Annotated in this window: 17 protein-coding genes; 9 read left to right on the forward strand and 8 right to left on the reverse strand. The window is 48.8% G+C overall.

Going from position 1 to position 18,797, the window contains the following annotated elements; translation table 11 throughout:
• Window positions 1-338: 338 nt before the first annotated feature.
• Window positions 339-1,505, forward strand: coding sequence for a class I SAM-dependent methyltransferase (locus tag OEY64_00565; GenBank protein ID MDH5541431.1), 1,167 nt, complete (start codon window positions 339-341; stop codon window positions 1,503-1,505).
• Between the two features lie 73 nt (window positions 1,506-1,578).
• On the opposite strand, the gene OEY64_00570 is transcribed toward OEY64_00565, so the two are convergent.
• Window positions 1,579-1,992, reverse strand: a complete 414-nt coding sequence (locus tag OEY64_00570; protein MDH5541432.1) for a rhodanese-like domain-containing protein — start codon at window positions 1,990-1,992, stop codon at window positions 1,579-1,581.
• Between the two features lie 543 nt (window positions 1,993-2,535).
• Here OEY64_00570 and OEY64_00575 point away from each other — a divergent pair.
• The 4 genes from OEY64_00575 (at window position 2,536) to larC (ending at window position 5,801) form a co-directional block, all read left to right on the forward strand.
• Entirely contained in the window at window positions 2,536-2,724 is a 189-nt protein-coding gene (locus OEY64_00575; GenBank protein MDH5541433.1) for a hypothetical protein, read from the forward strand.
• Between the two features lie 125 nt (window positions 2,725-2,849).
• Window positions 2,850-3,860, forward strand: a complete 1,011-nt coding sequence (locus OEY64_00580) for an NAD(P)-dependent glycerol-3-phosphate dehydrogenase (protein ID MDH5541434.1) — start codon at window positions 2,850-2,852, stop codon at window positions 3,858-3,860.
• Window positions 3,853-4,623, forward strand: a complete 771-nt coding sequence (gene larB / locus OEY64_00585) for a nickel pincer cofactor biosynthesis protein LarB (GenBank protein ID MDH5541435.1) — start codon at window positions 3,853-3,855, stop codon at window positions 4,621-4,623. Before OEY64_00580 ends, larB begins: the two co-directional genes overlap by 8 nt.
• A gap of 2 nt (window positions 4,624-4,625) precedes the next feature.
• Window positions 4,626-5,801, forward strand: a complete 1,176-nt coding sequence (larC, locus tag OEY64_00590) for a nickel pincer cofactor biosynthesis protein LarC (GenBank protein ID MDH5541436.1) — start codon at window positions 4,626-4,628, stop codon at window positions 5,799-5,801.
• A 66-nt stretch (window positions 5,802-5,867) separates the two neighbouring features.
• On the opposite strand, the gene OEY64_00595 is transcribed toward larC, so the two are convergent.
• Window positions 5,868-6,971: a glycosyltransferase family 4 protein gene (locus tag OEY64_00595; GenBank protein MDH5541437.1), complete on the reverse strand. Its 1,104-nt coding sequence runs from the start codon at window positions 6,969-6,971 to the stop codon at window positions 5,868-5,870.
• A 63-nt stretch (window positions 6,972-7,034) separates the two neighbouring features.
• On the opposite strand from OEY64_00595, the gene OEY64_00600 reads away from it, so the two are divergent.
• The 3 genes from OEY64_00600 (at window position 7,035) to fsa (ending at window position 10,011) form a co-directional block, all read left to right on the forward strand.
• A complete protein-coding gene (locus OEY64_00600; GenBank protein ID MDH5541438.1) occupies window positions 7,035-8,108 on the forward strand; it encodes a glycosyltransferase family 9 protein in 1,074 nt (357 codons plus the stop codon).
• A 56-nt stretch (window positions 8,109-8,164) separates the two neighbouring features.
• Window positions 8,165-9,256 carry a glycosyltransferase family 4 protein gene (locus tag OEY64_00605; GenBank protein MDH5541439.1) on the forward strand — a complete coding sequence of 364 codons (1,092 nt, stop codon included), beginning with the start codon at window positions 8,165-8,167 and terminating at the stop codon, window positions 9,254-9,256.
• A 110-nt stretch (window positions 9,257-9,366) separates the two neighbouring features.
• Window positions 9,367-10,011, forward strand: a complete 645-nt coding sequence (fsa, locus tag OEY64_00610) for a fructose-6-phosphate aldolase (GenBank protein MDH5541440.1) — start codon at window positions 9,367-9,369, stop codon at window positions 10,009-10,011.
• Between the two features lie 53 nt (window positions 10,012-10,064).
• Here fsa and OEY64_00615 read toward each other — a convergent pair whose 3' ends face one another.
• Entirely contained in the window at window positions 10,065-11,108 is a 1,044-nt protein-coding gene (locus OEY64_00615) for a GDP-mannose 4,6-dehydratase (GenBank protein ID MDH5541441.1), read from the reverse strand.
• Between the two features lie 337 nt (window positions 11,109-11,445).
• Here OEY64_00615 and OEY64_00620 point away from each other — a divergent pair, with 337 nt between their 5' ends.
• On the forward strand, window positions 11,446-11,811 hold the full coding sequence (locus tag OEY64_00620) for a hypothetical protein (protein ID MDH5541442.1): 366 nt from the start codon (window positions 11,446-11,448) through the stop codon (window positions 11,809-11,811).
• 12 nt (window positions 11,812-11,823) lie between these two features.
• On the opposite strand, the gene OEY64_00625 is transcribed toward OEY64_00620, so the two are convergent.
• The 5 genes from OEY64_00625 to OEY64_00645 are packed head-to-tail and all read right to left on the reverse strand — an operon-like array spanning window position 11,824 to window position 18,792.
• Complete coding sequence (locus tag OEY64_00625; protein MDH5541443.1) at window positions 11,824-12,741, reverse strand: dihydroorotate dehydrogenase; 918 nt, start codon at window positions 12,739-12,741, stop codon at window positions 11,824-11,826.
• Entirely contained in the window at window positions 12,732-13,472 is a 741-nt protein-coding gene (locus tag OEY64_00630; GenBank protein MDH5541444.1) for a dihydroorotate dehydrogenase electron transfer subunit, read from the reverse strand. Before OEY64_00630 ends, OEY64_00625 begins: the two co-directional genes overlap by 10 nt.
• Window positions 13,469-14,956: a transglutaminase-like domain-containing protein gene (locus OEY64_00635; GenBank protein MDH5541445.1), complete on the reverse strand. Its 1,488-nt coding sequence runs from the start codon at window positions 14,954-14,956 to the stop codon at window positions 13,469-13,471. Before OEY64_00635 ends, OEY64_00630 begins: the two co-directional genes overlap by 4 nt.
• Window positions 14,925-18,119, reverse strand: a complete 3,195-nt coding sequence (gene carB / locus OEY64_00640) for a carbamoyl-phosphate synthase large subunit (GenBank protein MDH5541446.1) — start codon at window positions 18,117-18,119, stop codon at window positions 14,925-14,927. Before carB ends, OEY64_00635 begins: the two co-directional genes overlap by 32 nt.
• A gap of 4 nt (window positions 18,120-18,123) precedes the next feature.
• The gene (locus OEY64_00645; GenBank protein ID MDH5541447.1) at window positions 18,124-18,792 is read right to left on the reverse strand and encodes a hypothetical protein; all 669 of its coding nucleotides are present in this window, start codon (window positions 18,790-18,792) and stop codon (window positions 18,124-18,126) included.
• Window positions 18,793-18,797: the final 5 nt, after the last annotated feature.

Below are 18,797 nucleotides of genomic sequence, written 5' to 3' on the forward strand. Positions count from 1 at the left end.
ATAGAGCATGAATCATGCCAAACAAAATAGGTAGTATAAACAATATGATAGCTTTACGCCTGAATTAAAATATGCGTCAAAAGAACCTCATGTGCTTCTATTGTGCGGTAAATATGCCCAATACACCTACTATTGAGGAGAAATGATGTTGCTAAAATACCTCATGTATTTATCTGTTGCGGTAAATAGGTTTGTCCAAGATTTTCCTGGGTGAATCAGGAAATTGGCGTTTTCCAGGAAATGACATGAATACTCGAGAGCTTTAAATTGTGGAAAAGTGATTTAACAAAATACCTTTAGTCTCAATCGCACGAATCTGGTTTATAGTTTGGGCACAGATGGAATTAACACCCTGCAGATACCAGGCTTCGAAAAAGATAGCACAGGCTATCTTCAGCGGACATCCGTGGGTATACAGGAGCCGATTGAGTTCGGCGATTGATGCGATCCCGCCTGGAAGTTTTGTGAAGATCGTCGACGGGGGCAACAAATTCATCGCGTATGGCATTAATGAAACGCGCGGTATAGTCGGCTTAAGCATCCTCTCCCGCGACGAGAAATTCGGTTTCGATTCTCTCCTGGATCGTCTGCGCGAAGTCTCAAACCGGAAGAAGGGGCTTTTCGGCGGCGAAAGGAGCGCGTATCGGCTTTTAAACGGAGAGGCGGACGGATTTCCCGGTCTTGCCTGCGATGTCTACTCGGATTCGGTAATATGGCAGCCATACCTTTCTTTCTGGGATGCGATAATTCCGCATTTTACCGGCGAGGTCGATCCGATACTCGGCACAAGCGGCCACTTGCTGAAGTATCCCGCGCATCGCAATGAGGAGAACCCCTGCCGCACTCTTGCCGGTGAAGTTAAGGAGCCGATCGTTTTCAGTGAGGGAGGGATTGAATTTCATTCTTTCCCCTATACAGGGCAGAAGACCGGTTTTTTTCTCGATCTGAGGGAGGTAAGGAAATTTCTTCCCGATATCCTGACCGCGGGTAATAGTGTGTTGAACTGTTTCTCAAGTTCGGGCGCTTTCTCCATAATTGCCAAGGCAAATGGGGCGAGCACGGTCATCTCGGTAGACAGCGATTCAAAATGCAGGGAACAGCTGGAAGGTCAGCTAAAGCAGAACAATATGCCGCCAACGGAGAATGAGTTTATCAAGGACAATGTATTTGAATATCTGGTCGAGGCGAAACTTCTGCCGGAGCGATATGGTCTGGTGATCCTGGATCCCCCCAATATGTGCACAAAAGCCTCGTCTCTCAAGCCCGCGTTGAAAGGGTGGCAAAAGCTGGCGTCTTCCGCGCTCCCTCTCGTAAAGCCTGGTGGTCACCTCCTCCTTATCAACTGTTCGTCGTTCATGACAAGGGAGATGTGCGAAAAAAGCCTCAAGTCCATGGAGGCGAATATTACGATTGAAAAGAGCGGGGGATTGCCAAAGGATCACACCGTTTCAAGAACCTTCCCCGAAGGGGATTATCTGAAGTGGTGGCTATATAAAACCCGATAGGGGGTTAATTGTTACTGAAAAAAAAGGGTACAGAGTGTGAATCCGTACCCGTCGCAAACGATTATCCTGGAAATTACTTTTCTATCGGCGCGCCCTGAACATGGTTTACGCCAGTCATGCCGGATTCAACGTTTATGACACTCGTAAAACCGTTTTCCGTAAGGAACCGCGCGGCGGACCTGCTCCTCATTCCTGAGCGGCAGACTACATAGATCGTTTTTTCGCGGTAGCTCTCAAGCTCACTTACCCTTGAGGCAAGATCCTGTACCGGGATCAGCTTGGCTCCTTTTATATGACCAAGAGGGCCGTGAAACTCCTGAGGAGTCCTTACGTCAAGAACGAGGCTGCCGTTGCCGCTCTTTATCGCCTGAACCGCTTCCTGGGGGGAAACCGATTTGAAAGTATCGTTGGATGCAAACAGATCGTATACAGCGCTCATAGCAAACATAATTGTAATTACTCCTATCACTAACTTTTTATTCTTCATTTGTTCTCCATAATTTCAAACCGCCACCGCCTATTTATTACCGGTGCGTTATCCACTTAGATACCTTTTCTTATGACAGGTTTCAAAAATAAATCATGATTAACAGGAAAACAACAGGAATATCCTGTCAGCCAATTATAGACTCACTTATTGGGTATTGAGTCGTTTTCGTATCACCAAAATTGCGAGGGGAGCTTTTTCAGGACTTTTGGCAGGTGTGTTGCGCCACAGAAAATTGGAGGGAAATAAAAATGGCTAAAAAACTATTATGTAAAAGGCGAATATACAGATACTTACAGTCTGGGGGTATGGTTTGAGAAATATTAAAATCTAAAAATGATACAGGGTGGAGAGTGTTAAGAATTACCGCACATTTTTTTTAAAAACGTGCACTTTTTTAGAAATAAAAACCGTATTTGTAGTCTTAAAAAAGCAGGAAAAACAAAAGCATAATTGTAACTGTTTGAATAAATAGGGCAAAGTGCCTATGCCCCCCCTTTTGGCACCTACCTTGCACACTAGAATGAGCAAGGAGACATAGTAATGAGAGCAAAAACAATAGAACCAAGGGAATCGAAAAGAGCGGCTGTAAGGGTCTGCAATCATTGCGGCGGTACATTGAGATTTTACCGCGGATCACTCTCCTGCCTAATGTGCGGCAGGGACGTGGATCACTCATGCAAGGATTGTGATGTATCCGCGCAACACCACGTTTTAGCCAAAACAGGCTGAACAGCTACTCTTTTTAAAATAGAAACTGTTTGGCGGGCACTTGGATAGCCAGGTGCCCCTCCAGAGCAGTACAAGCCGATAAAGTTTGTTGACCCCCTTCTACCATTCGTTTCTAATATGCCTGCATGAAGATTTCAGGAATTTCCGTAATAGGTGGTGGGGCGTGGGGCACTGCCCTTGCCAACCATCTGGCAGTAAACGGCAACAAGGTTATTATCTGGGCATATGAGAAGGAAGTCGCCGACGACATTAATGCGCGCCACCAAAATTCCGTTTTCCTGAAGGATATAGATCTCAGCCCAAACATCACAGCTACAAACAGCATCGAAGAGGCTAGCAAGGGGAACATCCTGATATTTGCCGCCCCTTCACACGTCATGGAGGGGATAGTCCGGCAGATGGCCAAATTCGTAAAGCCGGACGCAGTCATTGTTTCAGTCACCAAGGGTATTGAAAACGAAAAACTCCGGTTGCCTTCCCAGATATTCGAAGAGCTTCTTCCGAAGGAGATATCAAAAAAGCTGGTCTGCTTCTCCGGCCCCTCATTTGCCAAGGAGGTCGTTTCCGGTCTCCCCACCGCCATAACTGCCGCATCGCTTGATCCATCGTCCGCGAAGACGGTGCAGAAACTGTTGAGCGTCGGGAAAATGAGGGTATACACCAACGACGACAAGATCGGCGTGGAGCTGGGGGGTGTGGTTAAAAACGTTGTCGCCATAGCCGCGGGAATTTCCGACGGAATGGGTCTTGGTCATAACGCCAGGGCCGCCATCATCACCCGCGGTCTTGAGGAGACTATCAGGCTCGGTAAAAAAATGGGTGCAAAGGAGAAAACATTCAGGGGGCTTTCAGGGATCGGCGATCTGGTGCTCACCGCGAGCGGTGATTTGAGCCGGAACCGCACGGTCGGTATGCGTCTCGGTGCTGGTGAGAAGCTTGAAGATATTGTATCGGGGATGAAGATGGTAGCTGAAGGGGTGCGTACAAGTCTCTCCATTCACAGGCTCTCGGAGAAACTGAAAGTAGATATGCCGCTTTGCGATGAGGTCTACTTCGTCTGCCACGAAGGGAAAGATCCGCGCGAGGCGCTCGCCGATCTCTTTGGCAGGAGCCTTAAAGACGAGTTTCATGGATAAGCTCAAGCTTAAAAAACTTCTCGAATCTGTAAAAACCGGCGATGTGAGCATCAGCCGCGCCATGGAAAGCCTTGAGGGGGAGAGCTATGAAGATATTCTTTACGCGAAAGTCGACCATCACAGAGAGAAGCGGCAGGGTTTCTGCGAGGTAATATACTGTCCCGGAAAAACATCGGCGCAGATATCCGGCATCGCGAAAAAACTTCTCGCCAGGTCCGATCATCTCCTCGCAACCCGTGGCGACAGGAAAATATACTCGTCCATTAAAAAGATCTCGCCGAAAGCGAAGTTTCACGAGGCAAGCGGCGCGATAACGGTCGAAAAGAAGAAGAGAGAGCGGAAAGGAAACCTCCTCGTCATTACCGCCGGTACAACCGACATCCCGATAGCAGAAGAAGCGGTCGTTACCGCCGACATCATGGGGACGGCGGCAAAGGCGATATACGACGTCGGCGTCGCGGGGATACACCGTCTCCTCGACCAGCAGGAACATCTCGCCAAAGCTGACTGCATTATCGTGGTCGCGGGGATGGACGGGGCGCTCGCTTCGGTAGTCGGCGGGATGGTAGCGGTCCCTGTTATTGCGGTGCCGAGCTCGGTCGGCTACGGCGCCTCCTTTGGCGGACTCTCCGCGCTCCTGGCGATGCTGAATTCATGCGCGTCGGGGGTTGCGGTCGTGAATATCGACAACGGTTTCGGCGCCGGAGCGCTGGCGCACAAGATCGTCTCGCAGAAATACTCCGGCGGGGAAAGGGGTAAATAAATATGAAAACAGCGTGGTTTGATCCCTTCTCCGGCATAGCGGGGGACATGGTGATAGGCTCCATCATCGGCGCGGGTGTATCGCTTGACTATCTTGAAACGGAGTTGAAAAAACTCGGCCTCTCCGGCTACACGCTTAAAGCGGAGAAGGTGAAACTGAATTCCATAACAGCGATATCTTTCAAGGTCGAAGTCACGGAAAAGCAGAAGAGCAGGAACCATGCTGAGATTAAAAAGATCATTCAGGATTCCACGTTGAGCGAAACGGTGAAGAGTAATTCGCTGAAGATGTTTTTAAAAATTGCCGAAGCGGAGGCTGAGGTTCATGGCGAACCGCTGGACAAGGTGCACTTTCACGAAGTAGGGGCGATAGATTCGATAATCGATATCGTCGGCGCCTCCATAGGCTTTGAAAAGCTCGGCATCGGGAAGTTCGTATCGTCCCCCATTCCGCTCGGGAGCGGGAGCGTGAAAACATCTCACGGAATAATGCCCGTACCCGCGCCGGCGACGCTTCTTATATTAAAGGGCGTTCCCGTGGTCGGCGGCGGCCCGTCGATGGAGCTGACCACCCCTACCGGCGCGGCGATTGCGACTGCGCTTTGCGAGAATTTCAGCGGTATGCCGTCCATGAAACCGGAGGTAACCGGCTATGGCGCGGGGAGCGCCAAAAGGGGAGACGGAATGCCGAATCTCTTTCGCCTTGTCGTAGGGGAGGAGATTGGGAAAACTGTTTTTTCCACGCGACTGGTGATAATGGAAACGAATATCGACGACGCGACACCAGAGGAGACGAGCCACGCGGTAACGAAACTTTTTGCCTCGGGCGCGCTGGACGTCTGGGTGACGCCGGTGATGATGAAGAAGGGGAGGCAGGCGTTCACCATTTCGGTTCTATCCGAGCCGGTGGAAGCGGAGAAACTGATGAACCTCCTCCTTGAAGAGACGCCGACTATCGGTGTCCGCCGTTACGAGGTCGATAGATACGAGTTACCGCGAGAGGTGGTTGAGGTAAACACAAAATATGGCAAGGTGCGCGTGAAGATTGTTAAAACTCCGTCAGGAAAGAGCCGCGCGAAGCCGGAATTCGACGATGTAAGCGCCATCTCTCAAAAGAATGGCACTTCGTTCCACGAAGTCTATTCTGAAGCGCTGAATCTGTTTCAAGGCGGGAAATAAAGATTCAATCTCTCAAGGAAGTCTTTTGTCAGTTACTCCCGGTTGTGCGGAAGGGATAGTTTGCTTTTATTTTGAGTACTCTTTTTCGATGATATCGAGGATGCGGTTGTTATCGTAGCGGACAAGGGCCGACTCTCTCGCTTTATCCGCGCGCGCTTTGGCGGCTGACGGATCGCCTAAGGTTTTGATGATCCCTTCGGCGAGCGACATGTGGCTTTTCGGCTCTACAAGAATTCCGTACTCTCCATGACCGAGATTTTGCGGCACGCCGCCGGACGACGCGGCGACAACAGGGACTCCGCAGAGTTTCGCCTCTATCACGCTTATTGAATACGATTCAAAATGCGACGGTAGAAGGAATAGATCGAAAAGTCCCATCACTTCCGGTATGTCGCTTCGGTATCCGAGGAATTTTACATTTGATCCGAGAGCGAGCTTTCTTATCTCTTCCTCAAGACCAGGTTTTATCTTCCCTCTCATATGCTCGGTCTCATCTCCAACAAGTAGCAGAAGCGCATCTGGAAACTGTTTCAGCACGAGAGGCATCGCCCGTATCGCCTCCATCTGCCCTTTAAGCGGTTCGATGCGCGAGAGCATCCCGAGAACAATCGTATTCTCACCCATACCGAGTTCCTTTCGAAGAGAAGCGGAACGAACAGGCCTGTATCTGTCGACCTCAAGTCCGTATGGAAGCTCCATCACTCTCTCCTTTGCTATCGGAAGATTCTCAACAGCGGAGCGTTCCCCTTCTTCGCCAAGTGCGAAGATCTTTTTCACTCTTGCATACTGCATCCGGTGGTAGATATCCTTTTTCGGCGCCGGGACTATCATATGCAGAGAGAAGAAGAGTTTGACGTCATCCATCCCCCAAAGAGCGGGAACAGCCAGGCCCAAGTCCTTTGACATATGTATATGCACCGCGTCGAAACCGCCGGAAGAGATGATCTTTCGTATCTGGAACATCAGCGGGAAATCGAGGTAGTAGCTGAAGCATTCCCGGACTGAATGAACGGTTAGCCGATCTTTAAGCGCTTCCTTTTCTATTGTAGCGCCACTCCTTGCGAGATAATGGATGTCGTGTCCCCGCTTTTTAAGCGCGCTTGCGAGCCAGACGGAATATTTTTCCAGGCCTCCCCAACCGCTAGAAAAACATACTTGAAGGATTTTCACATGAAGTAGTATACATTGTTGGGTCGGTCGATAATTACATTTTGTAGGGTAAAATATGCCTGTATGAACATTAATAAGGAATCGGTGAAGCGGATACTTGTCCTCCGGTACCGTTCCATCGGGGATATAGTCCTATGCTATCCGGTATTGGAGAACCTGAAGCTCACTTTTCCTAACGCGACGATAGACATCGTCGTGGACGACGTATTCAAGGATCTCTGCTACGGCTGGCCGATGATCAATGAAGTGATCTGCAACAGGCGGAAGCGGAAGGGGATAGGAAAATTCGAATCCGCGATGGAGGATATCAAATTCAACTGGAGCATCCTGAGGCGAAGGTACAATCTTGTGGTGGATCTCCATTGCGGACCGAGGAGCGCGCTTCTTACCCTTTTTTCGCTTGCCCGGTATCGGCTTGGCAACAGGCACAGGCTGAGAAATTCGATCTGCTACAACATTTTCCCTCCTCCAGGCGACAAGCCCCATTCAGTGGAAAATATGCTTTCGATGCTCGCACCTCTCGAACCGCATATTGAAGAGAGCAAAAGGCTCTTTCTCTCGGCGAGCGACACAGATATGGAATACATAAGATCGTTTCTGTCAAAGCTTGGGATATCCGATAGTGACAGGCTTGTGATGGTGCATCCTGGGGCGCGAGTCGATTTCAAACGCCTTCCGCCGGAAGTAATGGGTGAGGCGATCGCGTGGATGAGGCAGAAGTATGGCGTGAAAGTGATCCTTGCGGGGAGCGACGCCGATCTGACCGCGCTTTCAGATATCGCGAAGGCGGCTGGGCACAAGTGTAAGGTTGCTACAAACCTTTCCATTGGGCAGTTATCAGCGTTGATAAACTCGTGCGTTCTTTTTATCGGCAACGACAGCGGGCCGATGCACATGGCGGCGGCGCTTAACGTTCCGGTAATAGCGTTTTTCGGGCCGAGTGACCCGGCGATATGGGGTCCCTGGAAGGTAAGGAGCAAAATCGTGCAGGCTCCAGCCATGGAATGCATGCCGTGCGATCAGAAAGGGTGCAAGTTTGTGCCGGAGCACTGCATGACAAAAATAAAAACTGAAAATGTAAAACGCGCAATCAGCGGTATGCTGGATGAAAAATCGGCCAGGATAGCCGCATCCTGACGCGGGGGTGATTTAATGACTATTCCTTTTCCAAGTCTTATTTTAATGGCGGAAGCGTGAAGATAGGAATAGATATCTCTCCGATGGGGGAGCCGAACTATACCGGCGTAGGTGTTTATACTGAAAATCTGATAAAAAGCCTGGCGAAGATAGACAGCGATAACGATTATTATCTCTGTTACAGGCTTTCCAGGCTGAAGAAAAAATGGCTCGCCAATCCTGTAAACCAGAGCAACTTTCACTTTAAGATCATCCAGGAACCTTTAAATTTCCTTTTTGAACGCAAGCTCGATATCTTCCACGGTTCAGAGCGTCTGCCGAATTACAGGAGACCAAAGAAAATAGTTACCATCCACGATATGGCAGCGGTGCTCGGCGGCGATTTCATGACGGATGATTTCAGGGAAATGATAAAGGACCGATACGGGCGGCTGGTAAAAACGGCTGACAGAATAATCACTGTTTCAGAAAATACGAAGAGGGATCTGTGCGAGTACTACAAGCTTGCCCCATCTCTTGTGGATGTAACCTATCAGGGGATAAGCGAAAAATTCCGCCCTCTGCCGGAAGATACCATTAACGAAGTTCTGGGGAGACATGGATTGACCAAGCCATATATTCTCAATGTCGGCGCGCTACAGGAGAGGAAAAACATACTCCGCATAATTGAGGCGTTCGGGCGATACATGAACGCCGGTGGAGACGCCAATACGAAACTGGTCTTGTGCGGGAAACCGACCTATGCCTTCGACAGAATACCGAAAAAGATAGCGGAGCTTGGGCTTGAGGAAAAAGTGGTAATTCTGCAATACATGGCGAATGACGACCTGGTCGCCCTTTACAACGGCGCCATGATGCTCTGCTTTCCCTCTCTGTTCGAAGGGTTCGGGCTTCCTATCGTGGAAGCGTTTGCGTGCGGGTGCCCGGTGATCACCTCAAATATCACATCAATGCCTGAAGTAGCAGGGGACGCGGCGTTATTGGTGGATCCGCTAAGCGTTGAGGATATTGAATCCGCTATGAGGAGCTTGACCAATGAAAGCGAAAGGAAGCGGCTGATAGAGAAAGGCCTGGAGCGCGCCAAGGTATTCGTATGGGGAAACATAGCCAAAAAAGTCCTTGATATATACAAGAGTGTTGTTCAATAATCACTTTAATCTTCGATACCGGTTGTCTGATTGCTGGCTTTTTGCGGTCAGGCGGATTTCCGGATTTGACAGGCGCATTTAAAATATTAGAAGAATAAAGGATTCCACCCATGAAAATATTTGTTGATACCGCCGATATAAATGAAATAAGGGAAGCAAATTCCATCGGAATTCTTGACGGAGTGACGACCAACCCTTCTCTTGTGGCAAAGACAGGGAAGGATTTCAAAACGGTAATAAATGAGATTGTGCAGGAAGTGGACGGCCCGATAAGCGCGGAAGTGATATCGCTTGAAGCTGATGGAATGGTAAAGGAAGGGATAGAGCTTGCCAAGATACATGAGAATATCGTGGTAAAGATCCCGATGACGGTAGACGGCTTGAAGGCTACGAAAAAACTGACGAATGAGGGGATTAAAACAAACGTAACCCTTATTTTCCAGCCGTCACAGGCGCTCCTTGCGGCAAAGGCAGGGGCTACATATGTCTCCCCGTTCGTGGGGAGGCTCGACGATATTTCCGAGAACGGAATGCAGATAGTCGAAGACATTGTCGACATTTACAACAACTACGGATACGAAACTGAAGTTATCGTCGCCTCTATCAGAAATCCGATGCATTTTGTAAACGCCGCGCTCGTAGGCGCCGATGTATGCACGATCCCGCTTGGGGTCATTCAGCAGCTGGTGAAACATCCGTTGACCGATATCGGTATTGAGAGGTTCCTGAAAGATTGGGAAAAGGTTCCCAAGTAGAATTTAAAATAATCCGGGCGCGAAAGAGGCGGGTAGAGTTCTGCGCTTAACATTCAGGAGATTATTCTTTTCACCGTCTCCATGTTTTCCAGAAGCCATGAGTGAAGCTGAACTATTCCCGTCTCAAAATCCGTGGTGGGTTTCCATCCGAGGATGCGGGAGATCTTTGCGTTATCCGAAATAAAGATTTTCTGATCCCCAGCGCGTATTTCCCGTTTGCCTGGCTTGATGCTGATGCGGAGTTTATTTTCCATAAAGAGGAGAAGCTCCAGAATGGAAACGGAATTTTTCGGGCCGCCGCCGATATTGAATATCTCGCCTTTCACGCGATCGATATTTTCGATGGCCCGGTCAAAGGCATCCGCCAGGTCCGTGACATGGAGGACGTCACGCACCTGCTTTCCGTTGCCGTATAGGTAAACGTCTTTTCCTAGAATACCCGCTATAAGGAACCACGCGAGCCAGCCCTGATCTTCCACTCCATACTGGTTCTCGCCATAGATGCACGATTGGCGAAAGACTACAGTAGGGATGCCGTAAATCCTGTGATAATCCCTCACATACTGATCCGCTCCCCCTTTGGAGCAGCCGTAGGGTGAGTGAAAATCGAGCGGTGCCGATTCATCGACCCCTTCTGGGCTATCGATGAATTCGTATCGGAGTTCTTTCTCGGAAGTTTTGTTTGCCTCCAGTGCGCCATACACTTTGTTGGTCGATGAAAAGAGGAATACCGGTTTTTTTGTGAGTCCCCTTGCGTATTCGAGCATGTTGAATGTCCCTATGAGGTTTACGTTGAAATCGTTCTGTGGGTCGATTACCGATGTGGTTACTGCTACCTGTGAAGCGAGGTGAATGATAACATCCACATCCGGATGTTTTTCAAGAAGCAAATATTTTACCGATGCATCGGATATGTCGGCATTGATAAATTCAGCATTCAGGTTTTTATGTACAAACTGCAGGTTAATGTCGGTACCTTTTCGCGAAAGGTTGTCCAGAATTACAATACGGTTATTTTTCCCGAAGTGGCGCGCGAAGTTCGTCCCTATGAATCCCGCTCCACCCGTTATCAGGATCTTCCTGTTTCCAGTTGTAATTCTGCACCTTCCTTATGAGATCAAAAAGTAAATCATATATCGAAATTTCAGTTCATCAGTATATATCGGATGAAATCGTGCAAACCTGTAATAGCCGCAATGGGAAAAATCGTTCGAATATCTCTCTGTTTTTCAGTATTTTTCAAAGTAAAAGATCCCTTTGCGCTGTAATAAATAGTGACAATAATAAAAATGGTTATTGACTGAAAATTAAGAGCTTAGAGCAATGCTTGAAGTTTTGGACGGATTAGTGTAACATCTTGACAAGTGGTTGACCGGCAGGCTTGTCCGGGCTTAGGGGAGCCACACTTTGGGATGCAATATTGGAGAATCACTAATGGGGCCTATTGAACGATTAAAACGCGTGGTACTTGCGCTTCTAGTATTTCCGTTGCTCTTTATCTCAGTTATCGATGTGCCGAATGCGGATGCATGGATATATGGGAAAGAGGAGGCGCAGCCCCCTTTGCTGTTTCTCGATACGGGTGAAGGGAGAAAAGCTGAAGTTGAGGTATATATTGACCGTAAACTGCATGCGAAGACAAATACAAATCTTCTCATGGAACTGAAGGCCGGCAAGGTCTATCACTTTGAAGTAAAGAGCGGTAAGAAACAGCTTTTCGAAAGCAGTCTTTCACTCTCTAACGGCAGGGAAGTATTACTCCGCTGTACAGGCAGCAAAGAGTGTCTTTTAGACCTTTGATCACTTCCGGGCCTAGCCGATCTTCACTTTTCCGATAATATCGTTTAAACCGTCAATCCGGTTATCAGTGCAGTATTTTTCCAGCTCCGCTACGAATCTGTTTGACGATTCCGGGTCTACAAAATTAAATGTCCCCACCTGTACGGCGGACGCGCCGGCAAGGAGAAATTCGACTACATCTTCAACGGACGTTATGCCGCCAATGCCGATGATAGGGATCTTAACGCTATTGGCGCATTCGTAGACCATCCTGACGGCAACAGGCTTGATCGCAGGGCCGGAGAGACCGCCGAAGACCCTCGCCAATTTCGGTCTGCCGGTTTTTATATCGATGCTCATTCCGAGGAGCGTATTGATGGCGCTTATCGCGTCCGCCCCGCCGTTCTCGACAGCTACAGCGAAGGGCTTTATGTCCCCCACGTTTGGAGAGAGCTTTACTATCAGAGGAAGCGAGGTGGCCTTTCGGACTGCCAGCGTAAGTTTTTCGAGCACTTTTATATCGGTGCCGAATTGAATTCCACCTTTGCTTACATTCGGACATGAGACGTTCATCTCAAGCCCGTGAACTCCATCCATACCGTCAAGGGTTTTCGCAGTTTCGACGTATTCATCTTCACTCTCGCCAAAGAAGTTCACTATCACTGTTGCGCCGGTACCGGCAAGCTTTGGGAGGGTTTCGTCCCTGAATTTTTCGATGCCGATATTTTCAAGGCCAATTGAATTGAGCATTCCCGCCGGAGTTTCGCAAATCCTCGGCATCGGATTTCCTTCCCTCGGTTTCAGCGAAAGCCCCTTTGTGCATATGGCGCCAAGGGTGGAGATGTCGAACATCTTATGGAATTTCAATCCATATCCGAAGGTGCCAGAAGCGGTCATTATAGGATTTTTCAGCTTGAGACGGCCAATCGATGTCTCCATGTTTACGCCCATTCGATCACTCCAGTATTGAATACTGGACCGCTCATGCATGTCCGTCTGTTGCCGTTTACGGTTTTTACGATACACCCCAGGCAGACTCCAAAACCGCACGCCATCTTCTCTTCGGTTGATATCTGACCGTCTATTCCATGTTCCTTGCAGAGGTTATCGATCGCTTTCAGCATCCCCTTGGGGCCGCATGCAATTATGAAGTCGCTTTTGTCTTTTATCAATCCTGGAAGCGGAGCGGTAACTAGCCCTTTGATACCGGACGAACCGTCATCGGTGGTCACCGTGACATCTTTGCAATAGCGTTTAAGTTCTTCGACGCCGAAGATATCCCTTTTTGTTGCCCCCCCGATTACGGCGGAAATATTGAGATGTCTGTTTTGCCGGGCGAAAAAAAGGAGGGGTGGTATGCCGACACCTCCGCCTGCCATGATAACTCTGGCTTCTTTCGGTGTGGAAAAGGGATTACCAAGGGGGCCGAGGACATCTATCTCCTCCCCGACAGATTTTGAAGAGAGTATCCCTGTCCCTTCGCCGACGTTCTTGAAAATTATTGAAGCGGTGCCGCCATCCTCGCCCGCGATGCTCATCGGTCTTCGCAACAGGGGGACGAGGCCGATATGTACCCTTATCATTACGAACTGTCCCGCTTTGGTTTTGCCGAAGGGCCAGTCAAATTGCAGTTCATGCAGGTTATCGGCGATCGTTCTCTTTCCGGTGATCTTTACTATCATCTGCTCCGCTCTATTGATTTTATTTCGATCCCTATTTTACCGATAAATTCAAACAGTTGTAGCTGTTTTGATAGTTCGCCTTCGATTAATTTTACGTGCGTGACATCGGCGATCTCCTGGCCGAGAGTGGGATCTATCGCGATCCATTTCCCAGCGTATATCTCAGGCCACGCGTGGTATAGAAATCCTTCGAAGTCTTCCGAGTAGACTATTCCTGAGACCGTTCTCACCGGTATCCCTTCCGCTCTCGCAAGGGCGGCAAAAAGATTGGTGTGCGACTGACACTCCCCTTCCAGCGACCGTAATGTCTCAACAGCGGAAAAGGTGTCAATAAAGCTTTTCTTTACGTTTTTGTGAACCCATCTGCTGATGAGCTGAGCCTTTTTGAATGTATCTTTCTCTTTTCCGGCGATACGTGACGCCCTTTTCAAAATCGCAGGGTCGTCGGATTGCGCCTCAAAAGTAGATTTCAAATATTCCTCCATCCCTTTGCCGGACTCAGAAATGGCAATCTTCGGGATCTCCTTTTCATTTTCCTTTCGTACTTCGATCTCAAGGATGATTGTTTTGCCTTTATTTCCGTTCCCCCCTTTGACCGTTTTTACCTTTTGTCTTGAATCCGAAGGTATCAAGCCCTCTGATGCGAGACCGCTCATATGGAGAACCATTACGGCTATTTCCTCTTTTTTCTCAATATCGATTTTGACGGGGATGAGGCTGAAGGCAAGGATCTGGGTAAAAGGCATTACACCTTCCTTGAAGGATAAGGCCTGTTTTTCATCAACGGACTCGCTGGTAAAACCAAGAGGGGATATTTCCTTCAAGGTTCGACCGTTAGGCGTTAAAAAGGAAGTAACGGTAAAATTCTGGAATTTTGATTGGACCTCGAAAACCTCTTCTTTTTTTCCGTTATGAACTATTGTTGTTTTTTTTCCGACTTCGATGGTAATCGCCTCTATTGCGAGGAGCGATTCCACGAAAACATGGAATTTATATTTTGCTCCGGTCTCTAGAGTCATGTCGCCCAGGAGATAGCTGATTGCGTCCGCGAGATTGGCATTGTCGGGGAAAGGGACTTTCTTCCTGGAGACGTTTCCGCCGGATCTTATGGTTATGTCTGCTGTATTTCCAGAAATAATTCCGTCGAAGAACTGCCTGTGGTTCAGCATCTTTTGCATGTAAGTGAAGCTTTTCGGTTTTTTCCCGCTGTCGAGAAAAAATGTATGGCTAGTGGAAGCTTCCTGCGTGATGCCGTTAATTTCAAACTTCATTAACGACTTGGATGTGATCTTGTATTCTTCGCCTGTTCTTTCAACTTTCTGATAGGTGAATCCTATTTTGGACGAATTCATTTTTATTTCCATCCACTCTTCGCTGATGACTTCGGCAAAGGAAAGGTGGAAGGGAACCAGTACAAGCGTCAGGAATAAAAGCGTTATTCTTGGAAAAACCTCAGGTATGGTACTTCTGGATTGGAGTTGCATCCATCTCCCTGTTCTTGATGGCTTTTATCGCCATGGTGTTTGCCCTTGCCCCGGCGATAGTTGTTGTATAGGGGATGGACAGCTGTAATGCCGATCGGCGGATATTGTAAGAATCCTTGATAGCCTTTTCTCCATGGGTGGTATTGATCACCAGCACGATCTCGCCATTTTCGAGCATGTCCACTACATGAGGGGATCCCTGGGCGACCTTGTTTACAGTCTGCACAGCTACCCCTTCCTCGGAGATTGCGTCGGCCGTCCCTTTTGTAGCTGCCAGTTCAAATCCGAGTTCGACCAGATTCTTTGCGATTTTTACAATGTGTTTTTTATCTCCATCGGCAACAGAGAGAAGTACCTTCCCGGATGTCGGGAGTTTGGTGCCCGAAGCGAGCGTAGCCCGGAGGAAGGCGCTTCCAAAATCGGTATCAATGCCCATCACTTCCCCTGTCGATTTCATCTCCGGTCCGAGGAGGAGGTCAACACCCGGGAATTTGATGAACGGAAATACCGATTCCTTTACCGAAACATATTTCGGGATTATCTGTTTTGTAAATCCGAGCTGTTCGAGTGATTCACCAGCCATGACGCGCGCCGCGATCTTTGCCAAGGGCCTTCCAATAGCCTTTGATACGAACGGGGCAGTTCTGGATGCGCGCGGGTTTACCTCCAAAACGAATATTTCTCCCTCCTTGATGGCGAACTGAATATTCAGCAGTCCGATTACTTCAAGTTCAGCCGCCAGCTTTTTTGTCTGGTCGCAAATGTCGTCTATCATCGCCTGAGAAAGGTCGCGAGGCGGGAGAGAGCATGCCGAGTCGCCAGAGTGAACGCCCGCTTCTTCTATATGTTGCATGACTCCGCCTATTACCGTGATCTTTCCGTCGCTCACGGCGTCCACGTCTATCTCGGTGCTGTTCTCAAGAAAGCTGTCTATCAGCACCGGATGTTCGGGCGATGCCTGGACCGCATGTTTCATGTAGTGGAGGATGGATTTTTCGTTATGAACGATCTCCATCGCCCTTCCGCCGAGTACGTATGAGGGTCTTACCACAACCGGGTAACCGATCTTATTGCATATGGACAGCGCCTGCTCCGTGGAAATGGCTGTGTCGTTCACTGGCTGTTTTAATCCCAGCTTATGCAGAACCTCCTGAAAACGCTTTCTGTCTTCTGCGCGGTCTATCGCGTCAGGTTTGGTACCTATAATCGGCACCCCCGCCTTTTCCAGCGAAACGCAGAGTTTAAGCGGGGTTTGTCCACCGAAAGTAACGATAACGCCGTAAGGTTTCTCCTTTTCGACAATTTCCATAACGTCTTCAAAGGTAAGAGGTTCGAAATAGAGGCGGTCGGAGGAGTCGTAATCGGTGCTTACCGTTTCGGGATTGCAGTTCACCATGATGGTTTCATAACCTGCTTCCTTGAGCGCGAAAAGTCCGTGAACGCAACAGTAGTCGAATTCTATTCCCTGTCCTATCCTGTTCGGCCCGCCGCCGAGAATGATTATTTTCCGGTTTTCGGTTGGCGCCGATTCGCAGTCCTCTTCGTATGTCGAATACATGTACGGAGTGATCGCCTCGAATTCAGCGGCGCATGTATCTATTCTCTTGTAGACGGGGCGAACACCGAGCTTGATCCTCTTTTCGCGCACCTGCGATTCCCGCATACCCGTAATGCTCGCAAGTCTTCTGTCCGAAAATCCCATCTGTTTTAATCGTAAAAGGCTCTCCCTGCTTTCGGGAAATCCGCCTTTCCTTACCAGTTCTTCCGCTTCGATGATTTGGAGCATGTTGTCGAGAAACCACGGGTCGATATGGGTTAGTTTATTTATCTTTTCCACGCTCCATCCGAACCTGAATGCCTGCCCTATCTGCCATACCCTCTGGGGGGTTGGGCGTTTCAGTTTCTCTTCCAGTTCCGTCTCGGAAAAATCGACCTCATTAAGGCCGTCCGCTCCTATTTCCAGGGAGCGCAACGCTTTCTGAAACGATTCCTTGAAAGTCCTTCCGATAGCCATCACTTCTCCGACCGATTTCATCTGGGAGGTTAATGTCTCGTCCGCGATAGGAAATTTTTCAAATGCGAAACGGGGAATCTTCACTACGCAGTAATCGATGGTCGGCTCGAAAGACGCCGGGGTCGCCTTTGTGATGTCGTTTGGAATTTCGTCCAGCGTGTAACCTATGGCGAGTTTTGCCGCAATCTTGGCGATAGGAAATCCGGTGGCTTTTGAGGCGAGGGCCGAAGATCTGGATACGCGGGGATTCATTTCGATTATTATCAAGTCTCCGTTTTCAGGATTCACTGCAAACTGTATGTTTGAGCCGCCGGTATCGACTCCGATTTTCCTTATGATCGCTATGGCCGCGTTGCGCATTATCTGGTATTCCCTGTCGGTGAGGGTCTGCGCTGGCGCAATGGTTATACTGTCGCCGGTGTGCACCCCCATTGGATCGAAGTTTTCTATGGAGCAGATAATCACAACGTTGTCCTTATTGTCGCGCATTACCTCAAGTTCGAATTCCTTCCACCCAAGAAGCGACTGTTCGATCATTATCTGTTTTACCGGGCTTTGGGAAATACCCCACTTTGCTATCTGTTCAAACTCTTCGTCGGTAGTTGCCACGCCGCCGCCGGTTCCTCCGAGGGTGAACGACGGTCTGATAATGACAGGGAGGCCTATCTCTTTTAGGACTTTCTTCGCTTCGGCAATGGATCTCGCGAACGAGCTTTTCGGGACGCAAAGGCCGATCTCTTCCATCGCTTTTTTGAAAAGCTCCCTGTCTTCCGCCTTGTTTATGGCTGCCGGATTTGCCCCGATCATTTCGACGCCGTTTCTTTCAAGCACGCCCGACCGGTCGAGTTCCAGTGCAAGGTTGAGGGCGGTCTGACCGCCTACAGTCGGGAGGAGGGCGTCCGGTTTTTCCTTCTCGATGATTTTTGAAAGTATTTCCACGGATAGCGGTTCGATATAGGTGGCATCAGCGTAATCCGGATCGGTCATGATGGTGGCCGGATTCGAGTTTGCGAGAATTACGCGGATACCTTCTTCCTTCAGAGCTTTGGTCGCCTGCGTTCCGGAGTAATCGAATTCGCAAGCCTGTCCAATGACGATCGGTCCTGCCCCGATTATCAAAACGCTTTTTATATCTTTTCTTTTTGGCAAGTTGTTACCGGAATGCGTAAATGTGTTTTATGTCGATTTGTCTTGAGCGCCGCCATCGTAGCTGCATAGCACCCAGTTCGAGGAAGAGGTCGGGAGTTATCGAGTTTTTGCCGATTTTCCTTATGGCGTTCTTTATGAATTTCAGGGCTGATTTCGGGTGAAGGCAATGCGAACGCGAAAAATGGCATTTTCCCTTCATATGCACGATGCGGGTCATGAGGATATCCTGTTCTTCCAGGTTGTCCTCGCATGTTACGTAGAATTTCTTTTTCAATACCAGGTCTTTTACCTTTACAACTCCGTTTTTGTATTCAATGACAAGAAAAATAGATTGATGACTATTCGCTAATTCCATTCTTGCAAGAAGTTCGTCCGTGGTAGATGCATGCCGTTTTTGCTCGAGATAGCTTTTGTATATTCCTCCGGGGACTCCCCCCTCCGGCATATAATCAAAAATGAACCACTCAAGAAATGAATCCATTCTCTGAATGAAATCGGGGTCATCTTCGAAAGTTTGGCCGACTTTAGAGTAATAAAGAGTCTTTGCGCGCTCAAGATGCGAGGCGTTTTGTTTTTCTGATGCAAATGTAAAAACTTCGTCGAGTATTGCACTTATTACCTTGCCGCTTTCAATATCCGGCTTCCATTTACTCTCTCCAAAAAATATTCCCATGTACG

Source organism: Nitrospinota bacterium (assembly GCA_029881495.1).
Taxonomy (GTDB): domain Bacteria; phylum Nitrospinota_A; class UBA7883; order JACRGQ01; family JACRGQ01; genus JAOUMJ01.